This is a genomic window from Streptomyces kanasensis (assembly GCF_043077165.1).
Taxonomy (GTDB): domain Bacteria; phylum Actinomycetota; class Actinomycetes; order Streptomycetales; family Streptomycetaceae; genus Streptomyces; species Streptomyces changanensis.
This window is the reverse complement of record NZ_JBIBSF010000001.1, coordinates 279123-291736: the sequence shown is the minus strand read 5'-3', so window position 1 is coordinate 291736 and position 12614 is coordinate 279123. Positions and strand designations below refer to the sequence as shown.

General features: G+C 72.0%; 12 protein-coding genes. 6 read left to right on the top strand and 6 right to left on the bottom strand.

From position 1 onward, the window contains the following. The first annotated feature begins 10 nt into the window (after window positions 1-10). Complete coding sequence (locus tag ACF053_RS01220) at window positions 11-766, top strand: NUDIX domain-containing protein (RefSeq protein ID WP_391951850.1); 756 nt, start codon at window positions 11-13, stop codon at window positions 764-766. Here ACF053_RS01220 and ACF053_RS01215 read toward each other — a convergent pair. Then, the gene (locus ACF053_RS01215) at window positions 681-1322 is read right to left on the bottom strand and encodes an NAD(P)-dependent oxidoreductase (protein WP_391951849.1); all 642 of its coding nucleotides are present in this window, start codon (window positions 1320-1322) and stop codon (window positions 681-683) included. The two genes, ACF053_RS01220 and ACF053_RS01215, sit on opposite strands and share 86 nt — an antisense overlap. Before the next feature lie 192 nt (window positions 1323-1514). Between ACF053_RS01215 and ACF053_RS01210 the strand changes: the two genes are divergently transcribed. Further along, entirely contained in the window at window positions 1515-2438 is a 924-nt protein-coding gene (locus ACF053_RS01210; protein WP_391951848.1) for a helix-turn-helix domain-containing protein, read from the top strand. Between the two features lie 153 nt (window positions 2439-2591). After that, window positions 2592-3014 carry a VOC family protein gene (locus ACF053_RS01205; protein ID WP_391951847.1) on the top strand — a complete coding sequence of 141 codons (423 nt, stop codon included), beginning with the start codon at window positions 2592-2594 and terminating at the stop codon, window positions 3012-3014. A 48-nt stretch (window positions 3015-3062) separates the two neighbouring features. On the opposite strand, the gene ACF053_RS01200 is transcribed toward ACF053_RS01205, so the two are convergent. After that, window positions 3063-3599 (bottom strand): isochorismatase family cysteine hydrolase, encoded by a 537-nt coding sequence (locus ACF053_RS01200; protein ID WP_391952615.1) that lies wholly within the window; start codon window positions 3597-3599, stop codon window positions 3063-3065. A gap of 73 nt (window positions 3600-3672) precedes the next feature. Beyond that, entirely contained in the window at window positions 3673-4095 is a 423-nt protein-coding gene (locus tag ACF053_RS01195) for a DUF6003 family protein (RefSeq protein WP_391951846.1), read from the bottom strand. 489 nt (window positions 4096-4584) lie between these two features. On the opposite strand from ACF053_RS01195, the gene ACF053_RS01190 reads away from it, so the two are divergent. Beyond that, window positions 4585-5895, top strand: a complete 1311-nt coding sequence (locus tag ACF053_RS01190) for a cation:proton antiporter (protein ID WP_391951845.1) — start codon at window positions 4585-4587, stop codon at window positions 5893-5895. Window positions 5896-6097: 202 nt separating this feature from the next. Here ACF053_RS01190 and ACF053_RS01185 read toward each other — a convergent pair whose 3' ends face one another. Then, window positions 6098-6724, bottom strand: coding sequence for a TetR/AcrR family transcriptional regulator (locus ACF053_RS01185; RefSeq protein ID WP_391951844.1), 627 nt, complete (start codon window positions 6722-6724; stop codon window positions 6098-6100). Between the two features lie 51 nt (window positions 6725-6775). Here ACF053_RS01185 and ACF053_RS01180 point away from each other — a divergent pair, with 51 nt between their 5' ends. Next, entirely contained in the window at window positions 6776-7327 is a 552-nt protein-coding gene (locus tag ACF053_RS01180; protein WP_391952614.1) for a GNAT family N-acetyltransferase, read from the top strand. 675 nt (window positions 7328-8002) lie between these two features. On the opposite strand, the gene ACF053_RS01175 is transcribed toward ACF053_RS01180, so the two are convergent. Both ACF053_RS01175 and ACF053_RS01170 read right to left on the bottom strand, forming a co-directional pair. Then, window positions 8003-9274 carry a protein-glutamine gamma-glutamyltransferase gene (locus ACF053_RS01175; protein WP_391951843.1) on the bottom strand — a complete coding sequence of 424 codons (1272 nt, stop codon included), beginning with the start codon at window positions 9272-9274 and terminating at the stop codon, window positions 8003-8005. Window positions 9275-10147: 873 nt separating this feature from the next. Next, window positions 10148-10765: a TetR/AcrR family transcriptional regulator C-terminal domain-containing protein gene (locus ACF053_RS01170; protein WP_391951842.1), complete on the bottom strand. Its 618-nt coding sequence runs from the start codon at window positions 10763-10765 to the stop codon at window positions 10148-10150. A gap of 65 nt (window positions 10766-10830) precedes the next feature. Here ACF053_RS01170 and ACF053_RS01165 point away from each other — a divergent pair, with 65 nt between their 5' ends. Next, the gene (locus tag ACF053_RS01165; protein ID WP_391951841.1) at window positions 10831-12093 is read left to right on the top strand and encodes a beta-ketoacyl-[acyl-carrier-protein] synthase family protein; all 1263 of its coding nucleotides are present in this window, start codon (window positions 10831-10833) and stop codon (window positions 12091-12093) included. Window positions 12094-12614 lie beyond the last annotated feature (521 nt).

The following is a 12614-nucleotide window of genomic DNA, read 5'->3' as shown; positions in this document are numbered from 1 at the left end:
CGTCGGCCGGATGGACTCGACGCACCGGCCCGCCGCACGGGTCGTCTGCCTGGACGCCGCCCGGCGCCTCCTCCTGCTGCGCTGGCGCGACCCCTGCGGCGGCGCGCACCTGTGGGAGCCACCCGGCGGCGGCGTCGAGCCCGGCGAGACGCCGCTGACGGCGGCACGGCGCGAACTGGCGGAGGAGACCGGCCTCGACCCGGCGGCCGTCCTCGACCGGTCCGTGCCCGTCGACAGGGACCTCTGGTGGAACGGCAGGCGGTACGTCGGGACGGAGCACTTCTTCCTCGCCCGGTTCGCCGGGGAACGCCCGCCCCTGACGCGGACCGGTCTGCTCCCCGACGAGCGGGCCGCCCTGGACGCGCACGCCTGGGTCGCGTGGCCGGACCTCGCCACGCTGGCCGACCCGGTGGAACCGCCGCAGCTGGCCGCGGTGCTCGGCGCCCTCGCGCCGGACGGCCCGTGGCGCGGGAGCCCGCCGCCCCGACCGGTCGGTGACGCGCGACGGGGCCGGAAGGTGGTGGCGAAGAAGTACACGAGCCTGCGCACGGCGTCCCTTGGGGAGTGCAGACCGGAGGAAGTGGTCAACAGTCTTCGTCTCCGTGCCGAGGGGAGTGGGCGGTGGGGGCAGGGCCGGGCCGGGCACGGTCGGTCCGTGCGCGACCCTGCCGTCCGCCGGCTCAGTACGCGACGGAGATCCGGGTGCCCGGGTGCGCGCCCCGCTCGATCTCGTCGACGAAGGCGACGGCATAGTCCTCTGCGCTGATGGCGCTGTTCCCCTCGGCGTCGGTCAGCAACGCGTCACCGCCGACCCGGAACACCCCCGTCCGCTCCCCGGGGGCGATCTGCGCGGCCGGCGACACGTACGTCCAGTCCAGGTCGGTGACCCCGCGCAGCGCGGCCAGCCGGTCGGCGTGGGCCTGCGCCTCGGCCTTGTACGCCACCGGGAAGCCCGGCGTGTCCACCAGGGCCGTGCCCGGCTCGACGAGCAGCGAGCCGGCGCCACCGACGATCACCACCCGGCGCACGCCGCCCTGCCGGACGCCGTCGAGGAACGCGTCGTACAGCGCGGCGAACGGCGCCCGGGGGTCGCTGCCGTCGCGTACCGGGGCGAGCGCCGACGCCACCACGTCCGCACCCGCGACGGCGGCCGCGACGGCCTCGACGGAGCCCGCGTCCGCGGCGACGGCCGTCACCCCCGGGCCCTCCACGGGCGACGCGCCCGAGCGCGACACCGCGACGACGTCGTGGCCGCGCCGCGCCGCCTCGGCCGCTATGCGGCTCCCGACCATTCCGGTGGCACCGAAAAGCGCGATCTTCATCGACTGTTCCTTCCTGGGAGTGACGGGAGCCCCGTCGGACACGGGTGGCCGGACCGCCCCACCCGCACGTCCGCGCGGGGGGACGACCGCGCCACGGCGTCGCCCTTATCGGACTCCACCGGGTGGCACGCTCTTCCGGACCCCTCCAACGTACGAGGTCAGTGCCATCCCCCCGGGGTAGGTTGGCGACTGATGACGGTCAAAAAGCGACAGACGCGGAGCGGGGACGGGGACAGTGGTGGTGGCGGGGGTGCGGAGCGGATCAGGGAGGTGCCCTTCGTCGCTCCGGCCGGCGTGCCGTCCGGCGTGGAGGTGGGATCGCTCGCCGCGTTGGCCGCCCGGCTGCCACGGCGGAGCCTGGAGACGCCGCAGCGCCCCGCCTTCCACCACCTGCTGGCACCGTCCGTCGGCGTCCTGCGCCACGCGGTGGACTTCGTGGACCACACCGTCCCGCCGGGCTCGTGGCTGTGGGTGCGGCCCGGTCAGGTGCAGCAGTGGCACGACATGACGGGGACCGACGGCGTCGTGGTGTTCTTCGAGACGGACTTCCTCGACGCGGCCACGGCCACCGCCGCGCACCTGGACGACCCGTACGCCGTGGCGGTCCACACCCCGGCGGACCGCGACGCGGAGGCGCTGCGGCTGGCCGCCGACCACCTGCGGTACGAGTTCGACGCCCTGGGGCGGATTCCGCTGGAACCGCACACCGCCGCGCTGCGCCACCTCCTCGCCGTCCTCGTCCTGCGCCTGTCCCATGCGGCGCGGCCCGCCGCGGGGCCGGCCGTGGAGCCCGACGAGACGTTCCTGCGGTTCCGGGACGCGGTCGAGCGGGACTTCGCCCACAGCCGGCGGGTGGAGGAGTACGCCCGGGCGCTGGGCTACTCGCCGCGGACCCTCACCCGGGCCGCGTACGCCGCCACCGGACTGGGCGCGAAGGAGTTCGTCGACCGGCGGGTGGTGCTGGAGGCCAAACGGGTCCTCGCCCACAGCGATGCCTCCGTCGCCCGGATCGCCGCCCAGCTCGGTTTCTCCAGCCCCACCAACTTCGGCAAGTTCTTCCAGCACCGCACCGGGCACACGCCCCTCGGCTTCCGCTCCGCCGTGCGGGGCCGGTAGACACGGCGCGGGCCGGGCAAGCGGCGGAGGCCGAGGCGGGGACGGGGGCGGGCCGGGGGAGAGGGGAGGGGGAGTGACGGCGACGGGCGCGGCTCATCCGGCCGGATCCGGGAAGGCTGTCAGGAACCGACCCACAGATCCCCAGGAAGGCCCATGACCCCGTACCCCCAGCTGCTGCACACCGTGCTCGACACGACCAGGCCCCGGGAGCTGGCCGAGTTCTACCGGAGCCTGCTCGGGTTGACGTACCGCCCCGGCGACGAACCGCCCGCGGACGGCACACCCGACGAGCCCGACTGGCTCGTGCTGCGCACCTCCGACGGGGTGAACCGGCTCGCCTTCCAGCAGGTCGAACGCCTGCCCCGGACGACGTGGCCCGCCCACGACGTCCCGATGCAGGCCCACCTCGACCTCACCGTCCCGGACGCGGCCGAGCTGACCAGGCAGCGGCGACGGGCGGAGGACCTGGGCGCACGGCTGCTGCTCGACCGGTACGACGACCCGGACGAGCCGCTGTACGTCCTCGCGGATCCGGCGGGCCACCCGTTCTGCCTCTTCGTGCGCGCACCGGCCTGAGTCCGTGCGGTCCGGCGGGCCGGGTCCGGTGCGTCCGCGCGCGGTCCCTCAGGCCCAGAGCTCGCGGCTCTCGCACACGCGCGCGCCCATGTTGCGCTCCATCATGCGCAGGGCGGCGTCGGCGAGGTCCGCGTGGATGTGGGCGACGGCGTCGCGGGGGACCACCACTTCGAAGTGCCGGATGTGCGCGTCGAGGGAGGAGTACAGCACGCACTGCTCGGTGACCTGCCCGCACAACACGAGCCGTTCGATGCCCTGCTGGTGCAGCAGGTACGTCAACGGGGTCTCGAAGAAGATCGAGTGGCGCGCCTTCACGACGAAGAGTGACGAGTCGTCCGGCCGCAGCGGCTCGACGAGGTCCCCGTGCGGCCCCGCCAGGGCCGTGTCGAGGAGTTCGCCGTGGTGCGAGCGCCACTCGCCGAAGTTGTCGTTGACGTAGATGACCGGGACGTCCTGCTCGCGGGCCCGGCGCAGCAGGTCGGTGACGACCGGCACCACGGTCCGGGCGGAGGGGAGCAGCTGGTCGGCGTCCTTGTGGTCATACGTGGTGATCATGTCGATCACGATCAGGGCGGTCTTGGGCATGTCGCTCACGCTGCCACCGTGCGGCGCGCACCCGGCTCGACCGGGCCGCGCCGCTCGCCGTGTCGCCGACGGCTCACCGGGCGGCCGCGGCGACGGTGCGGGGCTCCTCGCCGGTCAGCTCCACGATGCGCGCCAGGGGCACTCCGGCCGCCAGGGCCCGGCCGAGCAGGGCGTCACGGCCGTCGGCGTACTCCCGGTAGGCGAGGAGCTGTTCCTCCAGGCGGGCGACGGACTCGGGGGCGTTGCCGTGCCGCAGACGGCTCAGCTCGTCGTCGCCCAGGGGGACCGGCAGCCGCTCCGCGCCCTCGGGGATCGCCGCCGTCTCCTCCGGCGGCACCAGGCGCAGGCGCGGGGAGGTCACCGTGACACCGTGCGCGTCGAGCCACGCCCGCACGGCCGGGGTCTCCAGGCACGCGAGGTCGCCGACGGAGCCCGGCGGAACGCCGAGCGGGGTCGCGGTCTCGTCCAGCAGGAACAAGTAGGCGTCATCGGTCACCTGTGCCTCCTCGGGGCAGTGGCAGTGGTGGGGTGGTCGCGGTCCTCCTACCCCGCGGCGGCCGGATCATCGTCGTGCGACGCGGCGCGTCACCCGGGTGGTGCCGCACTCTTCCGCGCCGCGGCCGGGCCCCGTCTCCGGAACCTGCCCGGGTTCCGGCACCGGGGCGTGGGCACCCGCTCCCCACCCTGACCCCCCGCCCGGCCCCGGACCTGCCCTCCGGCCCTGCCCCCCGACCCCGACTCCCGGCCCCGGCCCCGCCCCCGACTCGCCCTCGGGCCGGGACTCCGGCCGGCACCCGGTTCGCGGGCCCCGGCGCGGGGCGGGACGGGGCCGGCGGGGCCCCACGGGGCGGAGCCGGTACACGGAGGGCCCCCGGACACGTCGACGCGCACACGGCGGACACGGCGGACACGCCGCACCACGACAGAAGCGGAATTCATGGCTCCGATCGGCGTGCCATCGATCATTGGCGGGCATTCGTGAGCGGTGACCTCGGTTGATTTCCTCTTCACCCTGCTCGGGGCGGGCGCGCTCGCGGCGGCGGTCGTACCGCGGCTGGTCGCCGGACGTCCGCTCTCCATGCCCCTGGTGTTCCTGCTGTGCGGGTTCGCCGTCCAGTTCCTGCCGCTCCCCATGCCGCAGATCGACCCGGTGCGCGACCGCGCGATGATCGAGCACGTCACGGAAGTGTGCGTGATCATCTCCCTGATAGGTGCGGGGCTCGCCCTGAACCGCCCCTTCGGCCGTCGCACGTGGCGCACCTCCTGGCGGCTGCTCGGCATCACCATGCCCCTGACGATCGCCGCGACCGCACTGGCCGCCTGGGCGCTGCTCGGCTGGCAGCCGGCCGCCGCGCTGCTCGTCGCCGCCGTCCTCGCGCCGACCGACCCCGTCCTCGCGTCGGAGGTCCGGGTGGGTGCGCCCACCGAGTCCGAGCACGACGAGGACGAGGTGCGGTTCGCCCTGACGAGCGAGGCCGGCCTCAACGACGGCCTCGCCTTCCCCGTCGTCATGGCGGCCATCGCGATGGCCGCCGCGGGGGCCACGCCGGTGAGCGACTGGTTCGGACGGTGGCTCCTCGTCGACGTGGCCTACAAGTGCGCGGTCGGCGTGCTCGCGGGGCTCGCCGTCGGCAAACTCCTGGGCTGGCTGTTCTTCCACGCCTCCCGGCACGCGATGCGGCTGTCCGAGCACCGGGAGGGCTTCGTCGCCCTGGGCGCCACCTTCTTCGCCTACGGGCTCACCGAGCTCGCCCACGGCTACGGCTTCCTCGCGGTGTTCGTCACCGCCTGCCGCATCCGGGCCGCCGAACGGGCGCACGGCTACCACACGGTGCTGCACGACTTCGTCGAGCAGATCGAGCGGCTCCTCACGGCGGCCCTCCTCTTCCTCCTGGGCGCGTTCGTCGCCCAGGGAGCCCTGACCGCCCTGACCTGGCAGGGGGTGGTCGTCGCCCTTCTCCTGCTGCTCGTGGTGCGCCCCCTCACCGCCTGGGTGGCCCAGCCGGGCAGCCCCGCGGGACCGCGCGAACGCGTCGTGACGGCCTTCTTCGGCGTCCGCGGCGTGGGCTCGCTGTTCTACCTGGCGTACGCGCTCGGCCACTCCGGCTTCGGCGTGCCGGCCGACGCGCTGTGGGCCGTGGTGAGCATGACCGTGGTGGCCTCCGTGGTCCTGCACGGGGTGACCGCCTCGCCCGTGATCAGCCGGCTGGACCGCCTGCGCCTGCTCCAGGCCCGGGAGAAGTCCCGCGGTGGTGACGGACCCGACGAGGGCGACATCGCCCAGGAGCGCTTGTGAACCGGGACGCGCCACGCTGTGGAGAAACGTTCTGTCAGCGCGGTTCGGGGCGGCTGCCCGCCTCCCACGCCGGGTGGGCGACCAGGGGCTTGCTCGTATGGGAGGGGTTGCGGGGCGAGCACACCGTACGCCGTGACCCGACGGCCCCCGCCGCCACGGGCCCGCGCCCGGTACACCGCCGCGGGCGCGCCCCGGCCCCGCGTCAGGAGGGGGCTCGGCTCCCGTGGTCGCCGCCGGAGGGGCGCGGGGCGGCCAGGGCGGCCAGGTAGTCGTCCAGCAGGGCGACCTGACGTCGCGGTGGGAACGCCGTCGGGTCGAACAGGGCCTGCACCACCAGGCCGAGGACGAATGCCTGGGCGCCCGCCGCGACGCGTGCGGGATCGCCGGGAGGCAGCTCGCCGAGCTCCTGAGCCGCGGCCACCCGGTCGCGCAGCTCGTCGCGGCTCCCGGCGTACTTGCGGGCGTAGTCGGCGCTCAGCTCCGGGCTGGAGAGCGCGGTGTCCCAGGAGGAGACCCAGATCCGGTTGCCGTCGGTGGCTTCCGGGGTCAGCGGCAGGATGTCCAGCAGCGCGTCCCTCAGCGCGGCCAGACCTCCACCGGTGCGGCGGCGGGGGCGGGCGCCGGTCCGCCGTTCGAGCAGGTCGAGGGCGTGGGTCACCAGGGCGCGTTTGGTGGGGAAGTAGTGCGTGAGCAGGCCGGTGGTCGCGCCGAGTTCGGTGGCGACGGCGCGCAGGGTCAGGCCGGCGAAGCCGCGTGTGGCCATCACCTGCCACACCGCCGCGGAGACGTCGCGCCGACGGGCCTCGTGATCTCCCCTGGTGCGTGGCATGCCGACACGATACATTTCCGTAACGCATGTTATGTGAATGGGGAGGTGCTCGTGTTCTCGCTGCCGCTGGGCGACGGTGCTCGCCTCGGTCCGCTGGAGGTCCGGCACGCCGCGGAGTTCGCCGACCATCTGGACCGCGCCCGTGAACACATCCGGCCGTGGGTCGGGGCCGGGTTCGTCACCGACGACGAGGCCGGGGCGCGGGCCACGCTGCAGCGGTACGCCGAACGTCAGGCCGCCGACGGCGCCCGCCTGTACGGCATTCGGCGGGACGACGTGTTGGTCGGGGGAGTGATGTTCACCGACTTCGACACCGCCCTCGGGTCGTGTGAGATTGGTTGCTGGCTGGAGCCGTCCGCCGAGGGCCACGGCCTGGTCACGCGGGCCTGTGGCGTGCTCCTGGACTGGGCGTTCACCACCCGGTCCCTGCACCGGGCCGAATGGCACTGCCGGGCCGACAACGACCGGAGCTCCGCCGTGGCCCGACGGCTCGGCATGACCCTGGAAGGCGTGCGGCGTGAGGCGTGGCCGTACGCGGGCGTGCGCCACGACAAGCAGGTCTGGGCGGTCCTCGCTCCGGAATGGCGGACCCCGGACCGGTGACCACCGACGGTCCCGCCCCCGCCGGGGATCGCCGCTCCCGTCCTCTGTGCTGCTGCGGCACCACCACGTGACGGAGCCCGGGCGCCCGTCGCAGTCTGGTACCTGTCAGAAGCCGCACGCAGGCAGACAGGAGGCCACACGATGACCGCCGGGTCGGAGAGCGCCCGGATCTGAAGGAGCGCCTCTCGCGTAGGAGCATCGCTTTCCGATTTTTGCCCCGTCTCACCCCCGTGTTGCCCCAATCCCACCGACCACCCATGTGCATGGCCAACTGCGGAGAGGCCGCAACGATGTCCGCAGCTCAACCGGATGAACCCCACGTGTCCCGACATCCACGTGAAGAACTGCGTCCTGGGGACCGTCGGCCCGGTTCGTCTCGTGGAGTGCGGCAACACCGGCGGTGTGATCACGAATGGCCGGTCCCTCCGGACGCGGGGCTACGGTGTCGACGGTTTCGTTGTCGGCGTCGACTTCTACGCCCGGACCGCCCCCGTTTGGTGACCGGCTTCGAGCCGTGCCGTGCGGCGAGCCGGGGGTACCAAGGGCGAGGCTCCCCGGAACACGGTTCCGGGGAGCCTCGCCCTTGGTGGATCAGGGAAGCGGTCGCCTTCCCTCAGCACGCCGGCAGAAGGCAATCCCGGGCGCCGCGAGTGGCCGGGAGCGAGCGGCGGACGGTTACCGCCAGCCTTGCGTCACCTTGTCGGGCGCGGTGTTCCAGCTCTTCGGGATGAAGGTGACCATGTAGGCGCCGCGGTCGAAATCGGCGTAGCCGGACGACCAGTTCTGGAACCTGCTCTCGTACACGTTCATCGGACCCATGTCGCCGTTCGGGTTGTGGAAGTGGTTGGCGTGGGTCCAGACCGTCTTGTCGGCAGCGGGCTCCTTCTGGTCGCCGAACCAGCCGTAGTCGAAGTTGACGAAGCTCTCGCCGGGCTTGGTAGCGCTGCGCGAGGTGTTCCGGTCCTTCGACATGTCGACGAGGCCGGTGGCCTGGCTGGGGCGGAAGCTCTCGGGATCGCCGAACTTCCTCTTGTCGGCGGAACTGCGCGGGTCCTGGGCACTCCAGAAGTGCTTCGAGTAGATGACGGCCTTCATCTTGGAGGGGGCGGAGTTTCCTCCGTTCTTGTCCCTGAACGATGGCGTGTTGCGCAGAGCCGCGTAGAAGTTCGAGCGGCCGTCCTCGTTGGCCAGGGCGTCGTTCGTCCTGCCGAGCTCCGCCTTGAGCTTGGTGAGGTAGGCGTTCTCGTCGTTGGAGCTTTCAAGGGCCTTGTTCATGATGGACGCGACATCGCGAGCCCGCTTGAAGCCCTTCTCCTCGTCGAAGCTCTGCTTGGCTATACGCCCCTCGAATTCGGCCTGGGTTTCACCGGGCCGGGGGCTGGTGTTCTTGACGGCGGCCTCATATTTGTTCTCGTCGAAGAACGCAAAACCCAGCCTGTTCGTCGGGTAGTTTCCGGAATTCACCCACGTGACGCCGACGCAGCCGTAGGCGAGTGCCTCTCGCTGCGCTTCGGTCATCTGCTGCCGCTGACCGTCGCGCTGGCTGTACACCTGCTGCCACTTGCGTATGTAGTTGCCGACCGAGGTCGTGGCCCTGCCTCCGTGGGCCTGGTACGGGTCGGGCATCCGGTCCAGCGGCTCCGCCGGCGGGGTCTCCATCCCGCCGTCCGCCGTGGCCCTGGAGGACGCGGAGCCGTTCGGCGGCATGGAGCCCGTGGGCTTTCCGGCCTGCCCGAGGCTTGGCGCCTTCTCGTTCAGGGCGTTGATGCGCATGACGTCGGCCGCGGTGAGTCCGTGTTTTTCGGCGTAGGAGCGCACCGTCTCACCGGCGGGAACTTCGGCGGCGTGTCCGACCGACGGGGCGAAACCGGCGGTGCACATCACTGCGGCCACGGCGGTGAAGGTGAGGGCCTTCGAGCGTTTGCACATGAGGGTCAAGAACTCCACTACGGTGAAATCGAATGAACGGAGGCGTGAGTGTGCAAGAGGGCAGCTGCGCAGCAACGGCGTGCCAGGCGGGAGCGCGTGCGGAACTGACGCCCACCGGGAATGACAGTTCGTGGCGTCCAGCCGCGCCTTACGGCGCCTGGGAGGTTTATGCGGCGGCTATTGCCGAACCCATTTCCTCTTACCGAACAGGTAGTCGGATCGTACGAGGAAGGATGATGTCCTCCGCTCCGCGCCCCTGCCAACTCCCCGCCCAGGCCCGGCCGCAGAATCGGCCACGCCGCCGCATGACCGCTATCCGGACAGGTATCCGAGCCTGCCGGAGAGGTGCCCGGGCAGGGCGCCCCGGCGTCCCACTCCTTACGAGGACGGAACCGTCAGTTCTCCGCCACTGCTCCGGCGCTCCTCATCGCTCCGCGGGGCCCGCCATCCACCCTTGACCCACACGAAACGGCCGATAATGACCTGTCATCAAGCCCTGCAGGTAGCCGACCTGAGCCGTGACGGCAGCGGCAAACGCCGCCCTGGTGACCAGCCACATCGAAGGTGTACCTGTGCGCGTGGTCCGCGAGGCACACAAGGCTTCGCCGTACGCCCCTCTCAAGGGGACCGCTGCGACGGCCTCTGCCGTGTCACCCACCACAGCAGCAACCAGGGCATCGACGGCTTCCTGATCTGGCAGGTCCGGCCAGGCCGTGTTTGAGAACTCGCTGACCTGTCTGGTCGGCCGTCCGGGGAAGTCGCGGGAGGCCATCCGGATGGTGAGGTTGCGGGCGAAGCCCCCTTCTCAAACACGGCCTGGGTCCCCCACTGGCCGTTCGTCAGATCCCCACGTCCCACAGACGTGATCATCAACGAACTTCGCAACAGACACTAGGCGGGATCGGGCGCGTCGTGGATGGTCAGGGTTCCCGCGAGGTCGAGGTCGCCGACGGTGCCGTGTGCCCCGGCGCGGACGAGGAGCACCGCACCGAGCGCGGTGCTCCAGAACGTCCTGGCTTCCACGGTGAGCGGTCGACGGACCCTCCAGCCGCGACTGTCGACGAGCTGGCTCACGAAGCGCTCGGATTGCCGGAACAGCAGCTGCAGGTGCCGGTCGACCACGGGGGCGAGTTCGGGCTTGGAGATCCCGGCGGCGAGTGCTCGCGTGACGGACGGGAGCGAGGGCATGGCCAGTACGGCGCGGGCGATGTTGCGCCGAAACGTCGCCGCGTCCGGGGCTTGGCGACCGATGCGCTCGATCCGTCGGGCATCGTGCAGCAGGCCGAGAAAGGCGGCGTGCACGAGGAGCGCGTCCTTGGAGCCGAAGTAGTACGTGACCTGGTTGGGGAAGGCGCCCGCCGCGTCGGCGATCTCCGCGACGCTCACCTCGGCGCCGGGCCGTTCCCTGCAGAGCCGTGCGGTTGCCTCGATCAGCCGGCGCCTCGTCGCGCGACCGCGGTCACGCGACCGAATCGACGTTGACCGGGCTTCGGTTCGCTTCTTCTCCACACTCGAATTGTATGTGATACAACAAGGGGGTTCGCTTGTATCGCATACAAGAAAGAGTGAGGGGCATGCGCCGGACTGAAGTCGTCGTCACCGGACTCGGAGCGATCACACCACTCGGGGCAGACGTGGCGTCCACCTGGGACGCCCTGCTCGCCGGCGAGTCCGGCATCCGTGGCGGCGTCCTGCGGGGCCACGAGGATGCCGGCCTCCCCGACACCGTCGCGGGGACGATGGCGATCGACCCCGCCGAGTCGCTGCCGCCGGTGCAGGCCAGGCGGCTCGACCGCTCACAGCAGGCGGCTTTGGCCGCAGCGGCCGAGGCATGGGCCGACGCCGGGGCCCCGGAGGTGGAACCGGACCGGCTCGCGTCGGCGATCGGCACGGGCATCGGGGGCGTACGGACGCTGTTGCAGGAAGACGACGTACTGGAGGCGTCCGGGACCCGGCGCGTCTCGCCGCGCACGGTCCCCATGCTCATGCCCAATGCGGCGGCGGCGCTGATAAGTATCGAATACGGTGCACGGGCCGGTGTCTACACGCCCGTCTCGGCGTGCTCTTCCGGCGCAGAGGCGATCGCCCTGGGGGCCAGGCTCATCCGTGCCGGCGAGGCGGACGTGGTGATCGCGGGCGGGACCGAAGCCGCGATCACACCGATCACCGTTGCCGGCTTCGCCCAGGCGAAAGCACTGTCCCGGCATACCGTCGAACCCGCTTCCGCGTCCCGGCCGTTCGCCGCGGACCGCAGCGGATTCGTCCTCAGTGAAGGCGCGGCTGTCATGGTGCTGGAAAGCGCCGAGCACGCCGACGCCCGGGGCGCGCGCGTCCACGCGGTTCTCGCCGGCGCCGGCATCGCCGCCGACGCCCACCACATCACGGCGCCCGCGGCCGACGGCTCCGGTCAGATCTCGGCCATGCGGAAGGCCCTCGCACAAGCCGGTCTGGCTCCCGAGCGGATCAGCCACATCAATGCCCATGCCACCGGGACTCCGGTCGGCGACGTCGCCGAGGCGCACGCGATCGGGGAGGTCTTCGGCCGCGCCACCGTGACAGCACCCAAGGCGGCGCTCGGTCATCTCTTCGGCGCCGCCGGTGCGATCGAAGCGCTCATCGCCGTCCTCAGCGTGGAGCACGGCGTCATCCCGCCGACCCGTAACCTCACCGCGGCCGGCGTCGATCCCGACATCGATCTCGATGTCGTCGTGGAGCGACGAGACGTCCCCCAGGAGGCCGTGCTCAGCAATTCCTTCGGTTTCGGTGGGCAGAACGTCTCGCTCATCGTCGCCGGTGCACGGCACCATGCGTCCCCCGCGTCCTCGACGACACCTTGACCGACGCGAACGCACGCACCCCCAGGGAGCTGCCGGCCGAGGATCAGCCGGCGGGTTCGAGGGGCACGACGGCTCGGACGACCTGTCATCGACCCGTCCGGCCGCGCCCTCCAGCACCCATCGGTCTTCCGTCCGGGAATGCGTCGACCCCGAACCATCCGGCTACCCTGAGCGGGTCCGTTTCAAGGCGGAGCTTGACGCGGTATCCCGTCCTTTCGCGATCGTTCACCCAGGCCGCACGAAGGCCGCGCTCGGGGCTGGCGATCTCTGGCCGCAAGGTGCTCGTCTTCCACCCGGCCCTACGGGTCCGTCTCCCGGACGGGTGTCGCGACGTCGTCACGCGCTGGGGGCGGGTTGACCGAGGAGTGGGGGAAGTCGGCCGGCGGAGCGCTCGGGAGGCGCGCTCCGGTCGGCGCGTCCGGCGGCGTGACCGTGGTGTCGGGCCGAGTGGGGTGGTGGCCGCCGGGTGGTCGCTGTGGTGGTATGTCTGATTATGGAAGGGTATGGAGCTGGTCACGGCA

What these genes read in the sequence shown, in the direction of transcription:
- ACF053_RS01220 (WP_391951850.1), top strand. Translation starts at nt 11, where the DNA reads ATGGACTCGACGCACCGGCCCGCCGCACGGGTCGTCTGCCTGGACGCC.
- ACF053_RS01200 (WP_391952615.1), bottom strand. Translation starts at nt 3,599, where the DNA reads ATGCCCAAGACCGCCCTGATCGTGATCGACATGATCACCACGTATGAC.
- ACF053_RS01210 (WP_391951848.1), top strand. Translation starts at nt 1,515, where the DNA reads ATGACGGTCAAAAAGCGACAGACGCGGAGCGGGGACGGGGACAGTGGT.
- ACF053_RS01205 (WP_391951847.1), top strand. Translation starts at nt 2,592, where the DNA reads ATGACCCCGTACCCCCAGCTGCTGCACACCGTGCTCGACACGACCAGG.
- ACF053_RS01215 (WP_391951849.1), bottom strand. Translation starts at nt 1,322, where the DNA reads ATGAAGATCGCGCTTTTCGGTGCCACCGGAATGGTCGGGAGCCGCATA.
- ACF053_RS01185 (WP_391951844.1), bottom strand. Translation starts at nt 6,724, where the DNA reads ATGCCACGCACCAGGGGAGATCACGAGGCCCGTCGGCGCGACGTCTCC.
- ACF053_RS01165 (WP_391951841.1), top strand. Translation starts at nt 10,831, where the DNA reads ATGCGCCGGACTGAAGTCGTCGTCACCGGACTCGGAGCGATCACACCA.